The sequence below is a fragment of the Streptomyces sp. NPDC044044 genome (genome assembly GCF_056434405.1).
Map to the genome: position 1 here is coordinate 589,003 of NZ_JBWKFG010000009.1, position 18,498 is coordinate 607,500.

Annotated in this window: 13 protein-coding genes; 5 read left to right on the top strand and 8 right to left on the bottom strand. The window is 70.7% G+C overall.

Features of this window, described 5'->3' with window-relative positions; genetic code table 11:
* Positions 1–17: 17 nt before the first annotated feature.
* Complete coding sequence (locus AC07AG_RS33445) at positions 18–3,737, top strand: hydantoinase B/oxoprolinase family protein (protein WP_478759908.1); 3,720 nt, start codon at positions 18–20, stop codon at positions 3,735–3,737.
* Positions 3,718–4,323, top strand: a complete 606-nt coding sequence (locus AC07AG_RS33450; protein WP_351168855.1) for a GTP-binding protein — start codon at positions 3,718–3,720, stop codon at positions 4,321–4,323. The genes AC07AG_RS33445 and AC07AG_RS33450 overlap by 20 nt, the downstream gene beginning before the upstream one ends.
* A 107-nt stretch (positions 4,324–4,430) precedes the next feature.
* Here AC07AG_RS33450 and glpK read toward each other — a convergent pair whose 3' ends face one another.
* The 5 genes from glpK to AC07AG_RS33475 all read right to left on the bottom strand — a co-directional run bounded on the left by glpK (position 4,431) and on the right by AC07AG_RS33475 (position 9,656).
* Complete coding sequence (glpK, locus tag AC07AG_RS33455; protein WP_478759909.1) at positions 4,431–5,951, bottom strand: glycerol kinase GlpK; 1,521 nt, start codon at positions 5,949–5,951, stop codon at positions 4,431–4,433.
* Between the two features lie 14 nt (positions 5,952–5,965).
* Complete coding sequence (locus AC07AG_RS33460) at positions 5,966–6,721, bottom strand: MIP/aquaporin family protein (RefSeq protein ID WP_478759910.1); 756 nt, start codon at positions 6,719–6,721, stop codon at positions 5,966–5,968.
* A gap of 395 nt (positions 6,722–7,116) precedes the next feature.
* Positions 7,117–8,307 (bottom strand): lipid-transfer protein, encoded by a 1,191-nt coding sequence (locus AC07AG_RS33465; protein ID WP_478759912.1) that lies wholly within the window; start codon positions 8,305–8,307, stop codon positions 7,117–7,119.
* Entirely contained in the window at positions 8,304–8,747 is a 444-nt protein-coding gene (locus AC07AG_RS33470; RefSeq protein ID WP_478759973.1) for a Zn-ribbon domain-containing OB-fold protein, read from the bottom strand. The genes AC07AG_RS33465 and AC07AG_RS33470 overlap by 4 nt, the downstream gene beginning before the upstream one ends.
* 102 nt (positions 8,748–8,849) lie before the next feature.
* Positions 8,850–9,656, bottom strand: coding sequence for a M15 family metallopeptidase (locus tag AC07AG_RS33475; protein ID WP_478759913.1), 807 nt, complete (start codon positions 9,654–9,656; stop codon positions 8,850–8,852).
* 97 nt (positions 9,657–9,753) lie between these two features.
* On the opposite strand from AC07AG_RS33475, the gene AC07AG_RS33480 reads away from it, so the two are divergent.
* Entirely contained in the window at positions 9,754–10,287 is a 534-nt protein-coding gene (locus AC07AG_RS33480) for an NUDIX domain-containing protein (protein ID WP_478759915.1), read from the top strand.
* On the opposite strand, the gene AC07AG_RS33485 is transcribed toward AC07AG_RS33480, so the two are convergent.
* The gene (locus tag AC07AG_RS33485; RefSeq protein WP_478759916.1) at positions 10,278–12,662 is read right to left on the bottom strand and encodes a glycoside hydrolase family 31 protein; all 2,385 of its coding nucleotides are present in this window, start codon (positions 12,660–12,662) and stop codon (positions 10,278–10,280) included. The genes AC07AG_RS33480 and AC07AG_RS33485 overlap by 10 nt on opposite strands.
* Before the next feature lie 215 nt (positions 12,663–12,877).
* Between AC07AG_RS33485 and AC07AG_RS33490 the strand changes: the two genes are divergently transcribed.
* Both AC07AG_RS33490 and AC07AG_RS33495 read left to right on the top strand, forming a co-directional pair.
* The gene (locus tag AC07AG_RS33490; protein ID WP_478759917.1) at positions 12,878–14,860 is read left to right on the top strand and encodes an acetoacetate--CoA ligase; all 1,983 of its coding nucleotides are present in this window, start codon (positions 12,878–12,880) and stop codon (positions 14,858–14,860) included.
* Positions 14,861–14,936: 76 nt separating this feature from the next.
* Entirely contained in the window at positions 14,937–15,830 is an 894-nt protein-coding gene (locus AC07AG_RS33495) for a hypothetical protein (RefSeq protein ID WP_478759919.1), read from the top strand.
* A gap of 58 nt (positions 15,831–15,888) precedes the next feature.
* Here AC07AG_RS33495 and ptsP read toward each other — a convergent pair whose 3' ends face one another.
* Positions 15,889–17,559 carry a phosphoenolpyruvate--protein phosphotransferase gene (gene ptsP, locus AC07AG_RS33500; protein ID WP_478759921.1) on the bottom strand — a complete coding sequence of 557 codons (1,671 nt, stop codon included), beginning with the start codon at positions 17,557–17,559 and terminating at the stop codon, positions 15,889–15,891.
* Positions 17,560–17,636: 77 nt separating this feature from the next.
* Entirely contained in the window at positions 17,637–18,086 is a 450-nt protein-coding gene (locus AC07AG_RS33505; protein WP_478759923.1) for a PTS sugar transporter subunit IIA, read from the bottom strand.
* Between the last annotated feature and the right edge of the window lie 412 nt (positions 18,087–18,498).

Here is an 18,498-nt window from a genome sequence, read left to right on the forward strand (position 1 = left end):
CGGAAGCGGGGAGAGACGTGACTGGCTGGCAGTTCTGGGTCGACAGGGGCGGCACCTTCACGGACATCGTCGCGCGGCGTCCCGACGGGCGGCTGCTCACGCACAAACTCCTGTCGGACAACCCGTCCCGCTACGCAGACGCGGCCGTCGCGGGCATCCGTGAACTCCTGGGCGCCGCCCCTGGCGTCCCCGGCGACACGGCGGACGTCCCCGTCGACGCCGTCCGCATGGGCACCACCGTCGCCACCAACGCCCTCCTGGAGCGCAAGGGCGAGCCCACCGCCCTGGTGATCACCCGCGGCTTCGGTGACGCCCTGCGCATCGCCTACCAGAACCGTCCGCACATCTTCGCCCGCGAGATCGTCCTCCCGGAGCTGCTGTACGACCGGGTCATCGAGGTGGACGAGCGGGTCACCGCCGAGGGCGAGGTCCTGCGGGAACCCGACCTGGAGCAGCTGGCCGGGCCGCTGCGCCGGGCGTACGAGGACGGCATCCGGGCCGTCGCGGTGGTCTGCATGCACAGCCATCTGTACCCGGCCCACGAGCGGGCGGTCGCCGACCTCGCCGTGCGCACCGGCTTCCCGCAGGTCTCGCTCTCCAGCGAGGTCAGCCCGCTGATGAAGCTGGTCCCGCGCGGCGACACGGCGGTCGTCGACGCCTACCTGTCACCCGTCCTGCACCGCTACGTCCAGCACGTCGCCGACGAGCTCCGGGGCGTGCGGCTGATGTTCATGCAGTCGAACGGCGGCCTCACCGAAGCGGGCCAGTTCCGGGGCAAGGACGCGATCCTGTCCGGGCCCGCGGGCGGCATCGTCGGCATGGCCCGTATGTCGCACCGCGCGGGATTCGACCGTGTCATCGGCTTCGACATGGGCGGCACGTCCACGGACGTGTCGCACTACGCGGGCGAGTACGAGCGGGTGTTCACCACGCAACTCGCGGGCGTGCGGCTGCGCGCGCCGATGCTGGACATCCACACCGTCGCGGCGGGCGGCGGCTCCGTGCTGCACTTCGACGGCAGCCGCTACCGCGTGGGCCCCGACTCGGCGGGCGCCACTCCGGGCCCGGCGAGCTACGGAGGCGGCGGCCCGCTCACGGTCACCGACGCCAACGTCGCCCTCGGGCGCATCCAACCCGCTCATTTCCCTCGGGTGTTCGGGCCGGAGGGCGACCAGCCGCTCGACGGGGAGCTCGTGCGCGACCGCTTCGCCGCGCTGGCCCGCGACATCCGGGAGCACACCGGTGACGATCGCACCGCGGAGCAGGTCGCCGAGGGCTATCTGCAGATCGCCGTCGCCAACATCGCGGCCGCCGTCAAGCGCATCTCGGTCCAGAAGGGGCACGACGTCACCCGCTACGCCCTCACGACGTTCGGCGGCGCGGGCGGCCAGCACGCCTGCATGGTCGCCGACTCGCTGGGCATCCGCACCGTCCTCGTACCGCCGATGGCGGGAGTGCTCTCCGCGCTCGGCATCGGCCTCGCCGACACCACCGCGATGCGCGAGCAGTCCGTGGAGGCCCGCCTCGAACCGTCCGCCATGGAGCGCGTCCTGAAGACCGCCGACGACCTGGAGGAAGCGGCCCGCGCCGAACTCCTGGCCGAGGACGTGCCCGAGGACCGCATCCGCGTCACACGCCGTGCCCAGCTGCGCTACGACGGCACCGACACGACGCTCACCGTGGAGCTCACGGAGCCGGACAGCATGACCCGCGTCTTCGAGGAACGGCATCGCACCACCTACTCCTTCACCCTGGACCGCCCCGTCGTCGTCGAAGCCCTCTCCGTGGAGGCGACCGGCCTGACCGAGCAGCCCGATCTCTCCGTGCTCGTCGGTGACGCGCGCCGAGGCGCCCCGCGGACCGTCAGCCTGCACACGGGCGGCACCTGGCGCGACGTGCTCCTGCACCGGCGCGAGGAGCTGCCGCCCGGCGAGACCGTCGACGGGCCCGCGATCATCACCGAGGCCGGCGCCACGACGGTCGTGGACGACGGCTGGCAGGCGGCCATGACACGCGAGGGACACCTGGTCATGGAACGCGTGGCGGTGCCGGAGGGTTCCGAGGCGAGTACGGCTGCCGACCCGGTCCTCCTCGAAGTCTTCAACAACCTCTTCATGTCGATCGCCGAACAGATGGGCGCTCGCCTGGAGTCCACGGCCCAGTCGGTGAACATCAAGGAGAGGCTCGACTTCTCCTGCGCGCTCTTCGACCCGGACGGCAATCTTGTCGCCAACGCCCCGCACATCCCCGTGCACCTGGGCTCGATGGGCACCAGCGTGAAGGAGGTGATCCAGCGCCGGGGCAGCGGCATGCGCCCCGGGGACACCTACGCGGTCAACGACCCGTACCACGGGGGGACCCACCTCCCGGACGTCACCGTCATCACGCCGGTCTTCGGCACCGCGGGGGAGCTGGACACCGCGGGGGAGCAGAGCACCTCGGGAGATCAGGACACCCCGGGCGAGGAGATCCTCTTCTACGTGGCATCGCGCGGGCACCACGCCGAGATCGGCGGCATCGCACCGGGCTCCATGCCGGCGAACAGCCGCACCATCGAGGAGGAAGGCATCCTCTTCGACAACTGGCTGCTCGTGGAGGGCGGCCGCTTCCGCGAGGCCGAGACCCTGAGCCTGCTCACCGACGCCCCGTACCCCTCCCGCAACCCGGCCACCAACCTCGCCGACCTGCGCGCCCAGATCGCCGCCAACCAGAAGGGCGTCGACGAAGTCGCCCGCATGATCGAGAACTTCGGGCTCGATGTCGTCCAGGCGTACATGAGGCACGTGCAGGACAACGCCGAGGAAGCAGTGCGCCGCGTCATCGACGCCCTGGAAGAGGGCGAGTTCGCCTATCCGACCGACTCGGGGGCCGTGATCCGGGTCCGTGTCTCGGTGGACCGCGAGGCCCGTTCGGCGACCATCGACTTCACCGGTACGTCCCCCCAGCTCGCCACGAACTTCAACGCGCCCTTCGCGGTGGTCAACGCCGCGGTCCTGTACGTCTTCCGCACCCTGGTGGCCGAGGACATCCCGCTCAACGACGGCTGCCTGCGCCCGCTGCGCATCGTCGTGCCGCCGGGCTCCCTGCTCTCCCCCGAGCCGCCGGCGGCCGTGGTCGCGGGGAACGTGGAGACGTCACAGGCCATCACAGGCGCCCTGTACGGCGCCCTGGGCGTCCAGGCCGAGGGCTCGGGGACGATGAACAACGTCACCTTCGGCAACGACCGCCACCAGTACTACGAGACCGTGGCCTCGGGGTCCGGGGCGGGCGACGGCTTCGACGGGGCGTCCGTCGTCCAGACCCACATGACCAACTCCCGGCTCACCGACCCCGAAGTGCTCGAATGGCGTCTGCCGGTGCTGCTCGAGGAGTTCGCGGTCCGCCGGGGCAGCGGAGGCACCGGGACGTGGCACGGCGGGGACGGAGCGGTGCGCCGCATCCGCTTCCGCGAGCCGATGACGGTGTCCACGCTCTCGCAGCACCGCAGGGTGGCGCCGTACGGCATGGCGGGCGGCGGCCCCGGAGCGCTCGGCACAGGCCGCGTGGAGCGTGCCGACGGCAGCGTCCAGGCGCTGCACGGCAGCGACTTCGCGGACGCGGGCCCCGGCGACGTACTCGTGATCGAAACCCCCGGCGGCGGCGGATACGGCCCGGCCCCGCGCGACACCTCCGCAACCAGCGACAGCACTGACCCAACCGATCCAGGAGAAGCGAGCGATGATCTTCAAGCGTTCTGAGCGCGGCAAGGCCCCCGTCGAGCCGGTCACGCTGAAGATCCTGGTGGCGGGCGGCTTCGGCGTGGGCAAGACGACCCTCGTCGGCGCCGTCAGCGAGATCAAGCCGCTGCGCACCGAAGAGCTGCTCAGCGAGGCGGGCCGCCCGGTCGACGACACCAGCGGCGTCTCCGGCAAGCACACCACCACCGTCGCCATGGACTTCGGCCGGATCACGCTCCGCGAGGACCTGGTCCTCTACGTCTTCGGCACCCCCGGCCAGGACCGCTTCTGGTTCCTCTGGGACGAGCTGGCCACCGGAGCGCTCGGCGCCGTGGTCCTCGCCGACACCCGCCGCCTGGAGGACTGCTTCGCGGCCGTCGACTACTTCGAGCGCCGCTCCATACCCTTCGTCGTCGGCGTCAACTGCTTCGAGGGCGCGTCCCGTTACCCCGCCGACGCCGTGCGCCAGGCGCTCGACCTCGACCCCGGCGTCCCCGTGGTGATGTGCGACGCGCGCGAGCGGCAGTCCGTCAAGGAAGTACTCATCGGAGTGGTCCAGCACGCGATGGCGACCGCCGCCGCGGCCAGGGAGCCCGCGACCACGTGAGCGCCTGAGCGCGCGCGGGCCTGAGTGCGTGAAGACCTGAAGAACCACGGCCCGTACCCTCGCCGACCGGGGTACGGGCCGTGGTCATCCTCGGCTCGGCTCCCGGCTCAGCTCGCGCCGTCCTCCTGCCAGCCGAAGCTCCGCTCCACCGCCTTGTGCCAGTTGTGGTACTCGCGCTCGCGGGACTCCGTGTCCATCGAGGGCGTCCACTCGACGTCCTGCTGCCAGTGCGCCTTCAGCTCGTCCAGGTCGTTCCACACACCGGTCGCGAGCCCGGCGGCGTACGCGGCGCCCAGACATGTCGTCTCGGAGACCTTCGGCCGGATCACCGGCACCCCGAGGACATCCGCCTGATGCTGCATCAGCAGATTGTTCTTGGTCATGCCGCCGTCCACCTTCAGGGTCCGCAGCTGCACCCCGGAGTCCTGGTACATGGCGTCGACGACCTCACGGGTCTGCCAGCTGGTCGCCTCCAGGACGGCGCGCGCCAGATGCGCCTTGGTCACGTACCGGGTGAGCCCGGTGACGACCCCGCGCGCGTCGGAGCGCCAGTAGGGCGCGAAGAGGCCGGAGAACGCCGGCACGATGTACGCGCCGCCGTTGTCGTCCACGCTCGCCGCCAGGGACTCGATCTCGTCGGCGCTGCGGATGATGCCGAGCTGGTCGCGGAACCACTGCACCAGTGCGCCGGTGATGGCGATCGCGCCTTCGAGGCAGTAGACGGGCGCCTCGGAGCCGATCTTGTAGCCCATCGTGGTGAGCAGCCCGTTCTTCGAGGGGACGGGCCGGTTGCCGGTGTTGAGCAACAAGAAGCTGCCGGTTCCGTACGTGTTCTTGGCCGTCCCCGTTTCGTAGCAGGCCTGCCCGAAGATGGCCGCCTGCTGGTCTCCGAGGGCCGAGGCGACCGGCACACCGGAGAGCTGTCCGACCGCCGTGCCGTAGCACTCTGCCGATGACCTGATCTCCGGCAGGATCGCCTCGGGGACGTTCATCGCGGCCAGGATCGACTGGTCCCACTGGAGGGTGGCCAGGTTCATCAGCATGGTGCGCCCGGCGTTGGTGACGTCCGTGACGTGCACGCCGCCCTCCGTGCCGCCGGTGAGGTTCCAGATCAGCCAGGAGTCGATCGTGCCGAAGGCTATCTCGCCCCGCTCGGCGCGGGCCCGCAGACCGGGCACGTTGTCGAGCAGCCAGGCCGCCTTGGGCCCGGAGAAGTAGCTGGCGAGGGGCAGTCCCGTCTGCTCCCGGAACCTGTCCTGGCCGTCCGCGCCGCCCAGTTCGTTGCAGAGCGCCGACGTCCGGGTGTCCTGCCAGACGATCGCGTTGTGCACGGGCTTGCCCGTGGCGCGGTCCCACAGGACCGTCGTCTCGCGCTGGTTGGTGATGCCGAGCGCGCTGACCTGGTCGGCGCGGAGCCCGGCCTTGGCGATCGCTCCCGCGACCACGGCCTGCACCTTGGACCAGATCTCGGTGGCGTCGTGCTCCACCCACCCCGGCTTCGGGAAGATCTGGCGGTGTTCGCGCTGATCGACGGCGACGATCTCGCCCGCGTGATTGAAGATGATGCAGCGGCTTGAGGTGGTGCCCTGGTCGATGGCGGCGACGAACTTCTCGGAGTTGTCCGGCATGGCTACCCCTTGAGTCAGAAGGCTACGTTGTAGATGAGGCCTGCGAGCACTCCGCCGATCAGGGGCCCGGCCACGGGGACCCAGGCGTAACTCCAGTCGGACGTCCCCTTGTTCGGGATCGGCAGGAACGTGTGCACGATGCGCGGGCCCAGGTCACGGGCAGGGTTGATGGCATAGCCGGTGGGCCCGCCGAGCGAGAGGCCGATGCCGACCACCAGGAACGCCACGATCAGCACGAGCGTGCCGGACTCGCCGAGGCCCTTGTTGAGGCCGAAGGCGAGGAGCGGAAGCACCAGGGCGATGGTCCCGATGACCTCGGTGAGGAGGTTGGCGACCGGGTTACGGATCTCGGGGATGGTCGAGAAGATGCCGAGGGTGGGCGTCGGCTGATCCACGCTCCGGCCGTCGTTCGTCTTGCCGCGCGGGACGTTGGCGTTGAACTGCGCGAAGTAGACGAGATACGCGAGCGCGGCGCCGAGCATGGCCCCGATCATCTGCCCGAGGACGTAGACCCAGACCTTGCCCCACTCGCCCGTGTCGACGGCGATGCCGAGCGTGACGGCGGGGTTGAGGTGACCGCCGGAGAGCGGCGCGGCGGTGTACGCACCCGCCATCACGCCGAAGCCCCATCCGAAGGCGATGACGATCCATCCGGAGGCCTTGGCCTTCGAATAGTTCAAGGTGACGGCGGCGCATACGCCGGCGCCGAAGAGAATAAGAATCGCGGTGCCGATGATCTCACCGACGAAGATGTCCCCATTCGAGTACATGGCGGCTCCTAGGCCCTCGCCCGGGGCGGTGGCCCCGGTGCTCCCGTGCAGGGTGCGTTCCCACGACTACTGCCTGGCTGCGCCCTGTGACTTCAGCCGAAGGCAGGGGAGTCCCGCGCCCCGCCCGGCTTCCATGGCGAGCGTGCTGTCGCAGCCGAATCGCCCAGAGGGGGATGACCCGCTGAACAGGCCCTTCGTGCAGACCCTTCGCGCGTACAGGGGCCCTGAATGGCGCGGAGCCGAAGTGCGGCGATGCCGACTGACACCGGAAGTGTTCACCGGTGGTGATGGAGCGTCAAGGTCGCGGACGGCAACGGTTAACCGGCGTGAGCGCTTCCCCCACGACACACCCCGGTCTTCCCCCGTGACAAGCCGTGCGGGACCGGTGACAGCACTCAGCGCACGGCGACGACCGAGGAACCGTGCCCGAAGAGACCTTGGTTCGCGGTGATGCCCGCACGCGCCCCCGCCACCTGACGCGCCCCTGCCCTGCCCCTCAACTGCCAGGTCAGTTCGCAGACTTGGGCGATCGCCTGAGCCGGAACGGCCTCTCCGAAGGAGGCGAGCCCGCCACTGGGGTTGACCGGTATGCGCCCGCCCGGCGCGGTCGCACCCTCCCGTAGCAGCTTGGCCCCCTCTCCCTCGCCGCAGAGGCCCAGGTCCTCGTACCACTGCAGTTCGAGCGCCGTGGAGAGGTCGTAGACCTCAGCGAAGGAGAGTTCGTCGGGCCCGATGCCCGCTTCTTCGTACGCGGCACGCGCGATGGAGGCGCGGAACGTCCCGTCGGCAGGCTCCACGGCGACCGCGGAGTCGGTCGCGATGTCCGGCAGGTCGAGGACGGTGGTCGGATACGTCGGCGTCACCGTGGACACGGCGCGGATCCGCACCGGATCCGCCGCGCCGTGGCGCCGCGCGAACTCCATGCTGGAGAGCACGAGGGCCGCGGCACCGTCGGAGGTCGCGCAGATGTCGAGCAGCCGCAAGGGGTCGGCGACGACGGCCGACGCGGCCACGTCGTCGGCGGTGAGGGTCTTTCGGTAGCGCGCGTTCGGATTGAGCGCCCCCGATGCCGCGTTCTTCACCTTGACCTGGGCGAAGTCCTCCAGTGTGTCGCCGTGCAGCGCCATCCTGCGGCGGGCGTACAGGCCGAAGTACGTGGGGTTGGTGGCGCCCAGGACGCGGAACCGCAGCCAGTCCGGGTCGTCGTGCCGGTCGCCACCCGCGGGCCGGAAGAACCCCTTGGGCGCGGCGTCGGCCCCTACCACAAGGACGACGTCGGCGAGGCCCGCGAGGATCTGCGTACGTGCCGTGTTGATCGCCTGGGCCCCGGACGCGCACGCCGCGTACACGCTCGTGACCCGGGCGCCCTGCCAGCCCAGCGCCTTGGCGAAGGTCGCCCCGGCCACATACCCGGGATAGCCGCCGCGCACCGTGTCGGCGCCGACGATCGAGCCGACGTCGCGCCAGTCCACCCCGGCGTCGGCGAGGGCCGCGCGGGCCGCCGCGGTCCCGTACTCGATGAAGCTGCGGCCCCACTTGCCCCACGGGTGCATGCCCGCGCCGAGCACCGCCACCTCGCTGGTCATGCGCCCACCCCCACAGGCCGCCAGTGCCACGTCGTCCAGGTCGTCGCCGCGTCCCCGTCGGCCTCATCGGCCTCTTCGAGCACGCCGGGTACGACCTCCACCTCCATGCCGACCTCCAGATCGGCGGTGGTGACTCCCGGAACCGCCTGGCCGAGCACCACCATGCGCTCCGCCTCCAGCTCCACAGCGATCAACGCGTAGGGCTGCCAGGGAAGTTCCGGATCGGAGGCGTAGGGCGCGGGCGGTCGGTAGCGGCTGTCCGTGTACGACCAGATGCGGCCGCGGGGGGAGAGCGGCACCTCGTCGAGGTCACCGCCCGAGCAGCCGGGATTGCGGCAGAATCCGTCCTCGCGGGGGAAGAAGACACTGGCGCAGGCCGAGCAGCGTGTGCCCAGAAGGCGGAAGTTGTCTCCCTCCCCGGCGAACCAGTCGGCCACCACGGGAGTACGCGTACGCGACAAGGCTCCTCCACGACACTGGATCTGACGGAACGTCAGAAGTGTGCCACGGGCAACCGGATCGCGTCAGTAGTGCGGCACCCGCTACTTCCCGCCCAGCGAACGGCGCGTCACAGGAAAGTCGAAGTAGGTGTCGGGGAAGAGCTCGGGCTTGTACGTGAAGTGCCACCACTCCTCAGGGAGGTTCGCGAAGCCGACCTTGGTCAGCGCGCCCCGCAGCAGATCGCGGTTGGCGCGCTGCTTCCCGGTGATCTGGGGATCGTCCGTGTGGGAGAGGGTGTCGAAACAGTCGAACCCCGTCCCCATGTCCACGGAGTTGTCAGGGAACCGCTCACCCTTGGGCCCGAAGCAGGGCGTGAGCGCCTCGCCGGGGACGTACGGACGCGTCGGCAGGGCAGGCAGCTTCACGACCGTCAGATCGAGCGTCGAGCCGCGGCTGTGCCCGGACTTCGCCGCGATGTAACCGTCCTCGAACAATCGCGACTTGTCGACATGGGGATAGAACTCCGCCTTCATGCGTACGTCGCCGAGATCCTCGGCCCAGCGCACGAACTGGTCCACGGCCCGCTGCGGCCGGTAACAGTCGTACACCTTCAGGGAGTAGCCCTTGCGCAGCAGCGTGCGCTGAGCCTTGTGCAGTGCCTTCGCCGCGGGCTCCGTGAGGATGCACATCGGCTTCTTGTAGCCGTCGATGGGCTCACCCACGAAGTTGTGCGGCGTGATGTAGCGCATCTCCTGGATGATCGTCGGGTCGACGTCGCGCAACGCGACGAACTCGTCGGGCGCCTTGGGCTCGGGCTTGGCATGGGCGGGCGCGGGGGCGGCGGCCACGGCCACGAGGGCGGTGGCGGTGACGGCGAGATTCCGCACGGCGGGGGCAAGTCCTGTCATGAACCCTGCATTTATCAGGATTCGGCCCCGGAGGGAAAGCCGGAGGGAAGGACCGTCACCGGAGTGAGCGGACAGGTGATCGGATACAGTCCGCGGCGTGTCCGCATCACAGCACCACGCCGACCCCGCCCCGGGCTCCCACTGTTCGAGCTGCGGGACGTCCTACGGGGAGCACCTTTCCGCCTGGCCCCGCACCTGCCCGGCCTGCGGCGCGGTGGCCTACCGCAACCCGCTGCCCGTGGCGGTGGCGGTGCAGCCCGTGTACGACACCAAGGGCACCGCCCTCGTCGTCGTGACCCGGACCATCGCCCCCGCGCGCGGGGGAGTGGCCCTGCCCGGAGGGTTCATCGACGACCGCGAGGACTGGCGGGACGCCGTCGTCCGCGAGCTCAAGGAGGAGACCGGCATCAGCGCGGCGAGCCGCGACGTCCGCCTCGCGGAGGCACTCAGCGCACCCGACGGATACCTCCTGCTCTTCGGGGTCCTGCCCGAGCGCCCGGCGGCCGAGCTGCCGGACCCCGCCCCGACGGACGAGACCGAAGGCTGGCACCTGCTGCACCGCCCGGCCGAACTGGCCTTCCCCCTGCACACGTCGGTGGTCCGCGCCTGGTTCGAAGGGCGCTACATCTGAGGCTGCGGCAGCCCCCGCACCGTCACCGGCAGCCCGACCTCACCCGCGGCAGCCTCCTCGCCGTCCCGGCCGTCCCGCTCGACCACCACGCGGCCCCCGGACCACCGCGCGGCGAACCGCTCGATCTCCGGCTGCTCCCAGCCGTCACCCGCGTCCACGACCACCAGGCCGCCGCCCGTACGCCCCGGGGCGGGCGCCCACACCTCCAGCTCGAGCCCGCCGTCGGCGCCCCGCACCGGCAGCACCGCGCCGGCCCGCGCGAGCACCGGGATCCGGGACAGCGGCGCCTCCAGGAGCACACGGGCCGGCCCCTCGTACGCCTGGCCGGTCGCCGTGTCGTACCAACGCCCCGGTGGCAGCCGCACCGTACGGCGAACGGCCCCCGGCTCGAACACCGGCGCCACCAGCAGACAGTCCCCGAGCAGGAACGCGTCCTCGCAGTCACGCAGCGCACGGTCCTCGGGATTGCCCCACCACAAGGGCCGCACATACGGCGTGCCCGTACGCCGCGCCAGATGCGCGAGCGTCACGAAGTACGGCAGCAGCCGCCTGCGTTCGACGAGCGCCACGCGCGCGTGCTCGAGCACATCGGGACCGAACTCCCAGGGCTCCCTGCGCCCGGCCCGCAGCGCGGCGTGCGTACGGAACAGCGGCAGATACGAACCGAGCTGGAACCACCGCAGATACAGCTCGGGCGACGGGCTGCCGTCGAACCCGCCCACATCGGGACCCGAGTACGGCACGCCGCACAACCCCAGGCCGAGAACCAGCGACAGGGACGCCCGCAGACCCGGCCACCCCGTGGCCACATCCCCGGACCACGTCCCTCCGTAGCGCTGCATTCCCGCCCACCCGGAGCGCGAGAAGAGGAACGGCCGCTCCTGGGGATGCAGTTCGCGCAGCCCCTCGTACCCGGCACGGGCCATGCCAAGGCCGTACACATTGTGCGCCTCACGGTGGTCGCCGCCGCGTCCCTCCAGGGCGTGCCGGGCCGAGCGGGGCAGCGTCGGCTCCCCGAATGCGGCGAAGGACACCGGCTCGTTCATGTCGTGCCAGAAACCCGCGAACCCCTGGGCGAGCCGCTCCTTGTAGAGGCCGCCCCACCACGCCCGCACCCGCGCGTCCGTGAAGTCCGGATACACCGCCTGGCCCGGCCAGACGACCCCGTGCACCGTCCGCCCCGCGGCATCCCGCACGAAGGCGTCCGTCGCCCTGCCGCTGTCGTAGACCTCGTTGCCCGGCTCGGCCTTCACCGCGGGGTCCACGATCGACACAAGGCGCACGCCGTCGCCGAGCAACTCGTCGGCCAGCTGCGGCAGATGGGGATAGGTCTCCTTGTCGACGGTGAACACCTGGTGCGCTTCGTAGTGATCGATGTCCAGATGGACGGCGTCAAGCGGCAGCCCCCGATCGCGGTAGCCCGCGACGATCCGCCGCACCTCCCGCTCACCGCCGAAGCCCCACCGCGCGTGATGGTGCCCGAGCGCCCACGCGGGAGGCAGCGCGGGCGGCCCGGTGAGCGAGGCCCAGGTGTGCAGCACGCGCGCGGGGGTGCCCACGATGACCCAGCACCGCAGCGGCCCCCCGTCCATGCGCACCTCGCAGGCGCCCGCCTTGTCATGCCCGGAACCGGCACCCTCCTCGCCCTCGCGCACCGTCACGCTGCCGTCCCACGTGTTGTCGTGGAACACCAGATGACAGCCGACGTCGGCCACCACGAGCTGCACGGGCATGGTGATGTACAAGGGACCGTCACCGGGCCCGAACGAACCCCCCGGATCGGTGTTCCACAGGCGGTACGTCCCGTTCCGCAGCCGCGGCCCCCGCGCGCGTCCCCCCAGCCCGAAGAACCGTGCGTCCGCCGCCACGCTCGAGCGCTGCAACCAGTGCGCCGCACCCCCGCCGACCGGCTCCCACCAGCGCGGCGGCAGATCGCGGCGCAGCGTCAGACCTCCGGGCGTCCGCAGCTCCACGGCGCCGAGCCGCGAGACGACCACCGTCGCCCGCTCCGACACCACCCGCCAGCCGCCCTCCTTGTCCGGTTCGAGGACGGCCCGCGGGTCCGCCTCGGGGCTCCCGCTGACGAGCGCGTACGAAGGATCGGGCTCCGCACCGTCCCAGCCCCAGAAGATGGCCCCGCCCGTCGTGACCCGCACCCTCAGCTCGGAACGGGCGAACCGCACCACCCCACCACCGGGCCCCGGCTCCACTCCCGTCACCGGACCGGGCATCCGCGCGCGCTCGACACCCCGGGGGGCGAGCCCGACCGCGTCCACCCGCCGCCTGCGCCAAGATGCCCGCACCGCACGCAACCCCTGCGCCGTACCGACCAAGCTGACCGCCTTCACCGAACGCACCAGGTCACGACCGTTCATGCTGCTCACCCTGCCACCGAAGAAGCCGCGCGTGTGGATCGTTCAACTGCCGTTCACCTGGGGTGACGGCACATAGTCGCCGCGCCGACTGTGTGAGGGACACCCTGGTGTCGAAATCGATCACATGGCATCGTCCCTGTCAGCCGTGTCGCGCGCACAAACCAGCACGCGCGCACCACACACGCAACGACGCGTACAGCCCGGGAGCCGCCCCAATGTCCTCAGCGAACCCCTCGCCGCTCTGGCAGCCCGACCAGGAACGGATCGCCGCAGCGCAGGTCACGCGCTTCCAGACCTGGGCCGCCGAACACCACGGAGCACCCGCCGACGGCGGCTACGCGGCACTGCACCGCTGGTCCGTGGACGAACTGGACACGTTCTGGAAAGCGGTCACCGACTGGTTCGACGTGCGGTTCTCGACGCCCTACGCGCGCGTACTCGGCGACCGCTCGATGCCGGGCGCCCAGTGGTTCCCCGGAGCCACGCTCAACTACGCCGAACACGCACTGCGCGCCGCCGAAGACCCCACGCGGGCGGGCGACCCGGCCATCCTGCATGTTGACGAGACCCACGATCCGGCCACCGTCACCTGGGGCGAGCTGCGCCGCCAAGTCGGCTCCCTGGCGGCGGAGCTGCGCGCACTCGGCGTCCGCCCCGGAGACCGTGTCAGCGGCTACGTCCCCAACATCCCGCAGGCCGTCGTCGCCCTCCTGGCCACCGCGGCCGTCGGCGCCGTCTGGACCTCCTGCGCCCCGGACTTCGGCGCGCGCAGCGTCCTCGACCGCTTCCAGCAGGTCGAACCGGTCGTCCTGTTCACCGTCGACGGCTACCGCTACGGCGGCAAGGAGCACGACCGCCGCGACGCCGTCGCCGAGCTGCGCCGCGAACTGCCCACCCTGCGCGCCGTCGTCCACATCCCGCTCCTTGGCACCGAAGCCCCCGAAGGCGCCCTGGAATGGGATGCCCTCACCGCATCGGACACGGACCCCGTCTTCGAACCGGTCCCGTTCGACCACCCCCTGTGGGTGCTCTACTCGTCCGGCACGACGGGCCTGCCCAAGGCCATCGTCCAGTCCCAGGGCGGCATCCTGGTCGAACACCTCAAGCAGCTGGGCCTGCACTGCGACCTGGGCCCCGATGACCGCTTCTTCTGGTACACGTCCACCGGCTGGATGATGTGGAACTTCCTCGTCTCCGGCCTCCTCACCGGCACCACGATCGTCCTCTACGACGGCAGCCCCGGCTATCCCGACACCGGCGCGCAATGGCGCATCGCCGAACGCACGAAGGCCACCCTCTTCGGCACATCGGCTGCGTACGTCATGGCCTGCCGCAAGGCGGGCGTGCACCCGGCCCGTGACTTCGACCTCTCCACCGTCCAGTGCGTCGCCACCACCGGCTCCCCGCTCCCGCCCGACGGATTCCGCTGGCTGCACGACGAGTTCGAGGACACCCCCGGCGGCCTCTGGATGGCCTCGGTCAGCGGTGGCACGGACGTCTGCTCCTGCTTCGCCGGAGCCGTACCGACCCTGCCCGTCCACATCGGAGAGCTCCAGGCCCCCGGCCTCGGCACGGACCTCCAGGCCTGGGACCCCCAGGGCAAGCCCCTCATCGGCGAGGTCGGCGAACTCGTGGTCACCAACCCGATGCCGTCCATGCCCATCCACTTCTGGAACGACCCGGACGGCAGCCGCTACCACGACAGCTACTTCGACACCTATCCCGGCGTCTGGCGCCACGGCGACTGGATCACCGTGACCCCGCACGGCTCGGTCGTCATCCACGGCCGCTCCGACTCCACGCTCAACCGCCAAGGCGTACGCATGGGCTCGGCCGACATCTACGAAGCCGTCGAACGCCTCCCGGAGATCCGCGAATCCCTCGTCATCGGCGTCGAACAGCCCGACGGCGGCTACTGGATGCCCCTCTTCATCCACCTCGCCCCCGGCGCCACCCTCGACGACGGCCTCCGCGACCGCATCAAGCAGACGATCCGCGCACAGCTCTCCCCACGCCACGTCCCCGACGAGGTCATCGAGGTCCCCGGCATCCCGCACACCCTCACCGGCAAGCGCATCGAGGTCCCGGTCAAGCGGCTGCTCCAGGGCACCGCACTGGACAAGGCGGTCAACCCCGGATCGGTGGACAACCTCGACCTGCTCCGCTTCTACGAGGAACTGGCCCGCAAGCGCTCCTGATCTCCCGCCCGGCGGCCGTTGTCAGTGCTCGGAATTACTCTGAGTGAGCATTGATCGACGGACCGCAGGGGGAATCATGGCTCGCACCCAACACACCACCATGCGACGCGCACTGCGCCGCGAAGTCGCCGGAACCATCGGCCTGTTGGCCGACGAGGACGACTTCGCGGCGATGCGCCGCTACCGCACCTTCACCTTCGACGACCACAAGACCTACCTCCGGCAGGCCGAAGGCCTCCTCAGGTCACTCGCGTCCGAGGGCGGGCACACCACCATCGCCCTCTTCGACCCGGAGGAGTACGAGGAATACTGCGCCGAAGCCGGCCTGGACCCCGACGCCCCGGCAAGCCGCACCCGCTTCACCGCGGAGCTCGCCGCCGTCGGGCCCACCGTGCCCTATGACGGCCAGCCCCTCTCCGATCTCCTCCCGGACCTCGTCGACGAGGCGGTCCGCCAGGCCACCTGGGAGTACGCGACGATGCTCCTGGCCCGCCTCGGCACCTGCGCCGTCTGCGGCGAGGACATCGGCCGAGCCGCCTTCAGCCGGGCCGCGGACCTGCTCGTCCAACTGCTCGACACATCAGGACCCGGCACCCGCCACCTCGTCTGCAGCGTGCCCGCCGCCCCGGAGACACTCCTCGCCGCACTGCACGCCGCGCAGGACACCGAGGGCAACGCAGAGCTCGACGAGACCGAAGCCCTCGAGTTCACCACGGTCCTCGCGGTCGGGATCGCCACCCACAGCGCCGCGGGCCTGGTCATGCGCACCACCGCGGACGGCAGGCCCGACCGCGTCCAGGGCTGGCGCCTGCACGGCGAGCGACTGCTGCCCCTCACCGCGGCCGAGGTCTTCGACGCCTACTGCACCGACGCGGTCTCAGGGGACATCGTCGCCCCGGAATCCGGCGTCGACTACTGCGCCGCACCACCCATCGGGGACGACGGACCCGACACAGGACACCGGCACTGAACGCCGAGGGGCGCCCCACCCATGCCGGATGGAGCGCCCCTCACACAGCTGATTCCTGCTACTCGCCGGACAGCACCGCCTGCGCGGCCTTCCGCGCCTCCTCAGCGCTGTCCGCGGCACGCGCCGCGGACGCCGCACGCTCGCACTGGGCCAGCGTGTACTTGCCCAGCGTCGCCCGCACGTAAGGAATGGACGCCGCACCCATCGACAGGGAGGTGACGCCGAGACCGGTCAGCACACACGCGAGCAGCGGGTCGGACGCCGCCTCGCCACAGACACCACAGCTCTTGCCCTCGGCCCTTGCCGCGTCGGCGGACAGCGCGACCAGGTCGAGCAGCGCGGGCTGCCACGGGTCCTGGAGCCGGGACACGGCGCCCACCTGACGGTCGGCCGCGAAGGCGTACTGCGCGAGGTCGTTGGTGCCGAGCGAGAGGAACTCGACCTCCTGGAGAATCGAGCGCGCCCGCAGCGCGGCCGACGGAATCTCCACCATGGCACCGAACTTCGCCTGCAGCCCCGCCTCACGGCACGCGTCGGCGAACGCCTTGGCGTCGATGCGGTCGGCGACCATCGGCGCCATGACCTCGAGGTAGACCGGCAGCCCTTCCACGGCCTTGGCCAGCGCCGTCAGCTGCGTACGCAGCACATCGGGGTGCTCGAGCAGCGACCGCAGCCCACGCACGCCAAGAGCCGGGTTCGGCTCGTCGCCGGGCGTCAGGAAGTCGAGCGGCTTGTCGGCACCCGCGTCCAGGACACGCACGACGACACGACCCTCGGGGAAGGCCTCGAGCACCTTGCGGTACGCCTCGACCTGCTTCTCCTCCGACGGCGCCTTGGTGCTGTCGTCGAGGAAGAGGAACTCGGTCCGGAAGAGACCGACGCCCTCGGCCCCGGCCTCCACCGCGGCCGGCACGTCCGCGGGACCGCCGACGTTGGCGAGCAGCGGAACCTTGTGCCCGTCGGACGTCGCACCGGGACCGGTCGAAGCGGCGAGCGCGGCCTTGCGCTCGGCAGCCGAAGCCTCGAGCTGGCTGCGCTTCTCCGCGCTCGGCTCGACGAAGATCTCACCGGTGCTGCCGTCCACGGCGACAACCGTGCCCTCGGCCAGCTCACCCGCACCCGGCAGGGCGACGATCGCGGGCACACCGAGCGCCCGCGCGAGAATCGCGCTGTGACTGGTCGGCCCACCCTCCTCGGTGACGAAGCCGAGCACCAGCGCGGGGTCGAGCAGAGCCGTGTCCGCCGGCGCGAGGTCACGCGCGATCAGGACGTAGGGCTCGTCGCTGTCCGGCACACCGGGCATCGGAACCCCGAGAAGCCGGGCGACGATACGATTCCGCACGTCGTCGAGGTCAGCGACGCGACCGGCCATGTACTCGCCGGCGCCCGCGAGGAGCTCGCGGTAGTGGGAGAACGCGTCGTAGATCGCGCGCTCCGCCGAACTGCCGACGGTGACGCGCCGGTCGACGTCGGCCATGAGCTCGGGGTCCTGGGCGATCATGGCCTGCGCCTCGAGCACGTGCTGTGCCTCGCCACCGGCCAGATTGCCGCGCGCATTGAGATCGGCAGCCACAGCTTCCACCGCCTGGCGAGCGCGCCCCTGTTCGCGCTCCGCTTCCTCCGCGGGAATCTGCTTGGCAGGCGGCTCGAGCACCGCCGTCCCCATGTGCCGAACTTCGCCGATCGCCACCCCGTGGCTCACGCCGACGCCTCGCAGCGTTGTCTCCATTTCACCCGTCTCCGATAGAGCGACGGGCCCAGCCGCCGCGGTGGATGTCCTAGCTGCCGTCAGGGACGGCGATGACGTCACTTCCAGCTGAAGAGAGCGTCGCCAGCCTTTACGTCGCCATCCTCCACGAGGCCGGAGAGGGACTCGGCAGTGGCCTCGAGTGCCACGATCGGACAGACCGGAGACTTGCCGGCCGCCTCGACGGCCGCGGGGTCCCAGCGCACGACGGCCTGACCGCGCTGAACGGTGTCCCCCTTGTTGACGAGCAGCTCGAAGCCCTCGCCATTGAGCTGGACGGTGTCGATGCCCAGGTGCGTCAGCACGCCGTGCCCCTGGTCGTCGACGACCACGAAGGCATGGGGGTGGAGCGAGACGACGATGCCGTCGACGGGGGCGATAGCCTCGGAGGGCTCGCGCACGGGGTCGATGGCGGTGCCCGGTCCGACCATCGCGCCGGAGAAGACGGGATCCGGTACTGCAGAGAGCCCAATGGCGCGTCCGGCAAGCGGGGACGTCACGCTGGTCATGGCAAGCCTCCCAGGGGGTGGAGATTCGTAGCCGCCGTCACTACCTGTCCTGGACGACGCACTGTTCTGAAGAGTAAGTCATAAAAAGTCCCGGTTCCGCGCGAGAGGTCCCGGATGACTGAGTAGGGGCACTGCACAAACGATTTGCGCCCGCCCAACGCCCCATGTACAGTCGGACTCCTGCCTGAGGCAAGCGACGCGGTCAAGCGTCCGGACTCGGCGGCATCTATCAAGTCAGATCCTAATCCCTGGGTCCGCTTCTGCGTGCTCGCAGTCGAGTGGTCAGGGAGCCGAGAAAGTCCTGATAGAGTTTGGATCGCCGGAAAGGGAAACGCGAAAGCCGAAAGGCAGGAGCGGAAACCTGAAAGGCACCGAGGAAAATCGGACACGAAAGAGTCTGATAGAGTCGGAA

Coding starts and splice junctions, on each gene's coding strand:
- AC07AG_RS33475 (WP_478759913.1), bottom strand. CDS start 9,656: ATGACAGGACTTGCCCCCGCCGTGCGGAATCTCGCCGTCACCGCCACC.
- AC07AG_RS33465 (WP_478759912.1), bottom strand. CDS start 8,307: ATGACCAGCGAGGTGGCGGTGCTCGGCGCGGGCATGCACCCGTGGGGC.
- ptsP (WP_478759921.1), bottom strand. CDS start 17,559: ATGGAGACAACGCTGCGAGGCGTCGGCGTGAGCCACGGGGTGGCGATC.
- glpK (WP_478759909.1), bottom strand. CDS start 5,951: ATGCCGGACAACTCCGAGAAGTTCGTCGCCGCCATCGACCAGGGCACC.
- AC07AG_RS33495 (WP_478759919.1), top strand. CDS start 14,937: ATGGCTCGCACCCAACACACCACCATGCGACGCGCACTGCGCCGCGAA.
- AC07AG_RS33450 (WP_351168855.1), top strand. CDS start 3,718: ATGATCTTCAAGCGTTCTGAGCGCGGCAAGGCCCCCGTCGAGCCGGTC.
- AC07AG_RS33485 (WP_478759916.1), bottom strand. CDS start 12,662: ATGAACGGTCGTGACCTGGTGCGTTCGGTGAAGGCGGTCAGCTTGGTC.
- AC07AG_RS33490 (WP_478759917.1), top strand. CDS start 12,878: ATGTCCTCAGCGAACCCCTCGCCGCTCTGGCAGCCCGACCAGGAACGG.
- AC07AG_RS33460 (WP_478759910.1), bottom strand. CDS start 6,721: ATGTACTCGAATGGGGACATCTTCGTCGGTGAGATCATCGGCACCGCG.
- AC07AG_RS33505 (WP_478759923.1), bottom strand. CDS start 18,086: ATGACCAGCGTGACGTCCCCGCTTGCCGGACGCGCCATTGGGCTCTCT.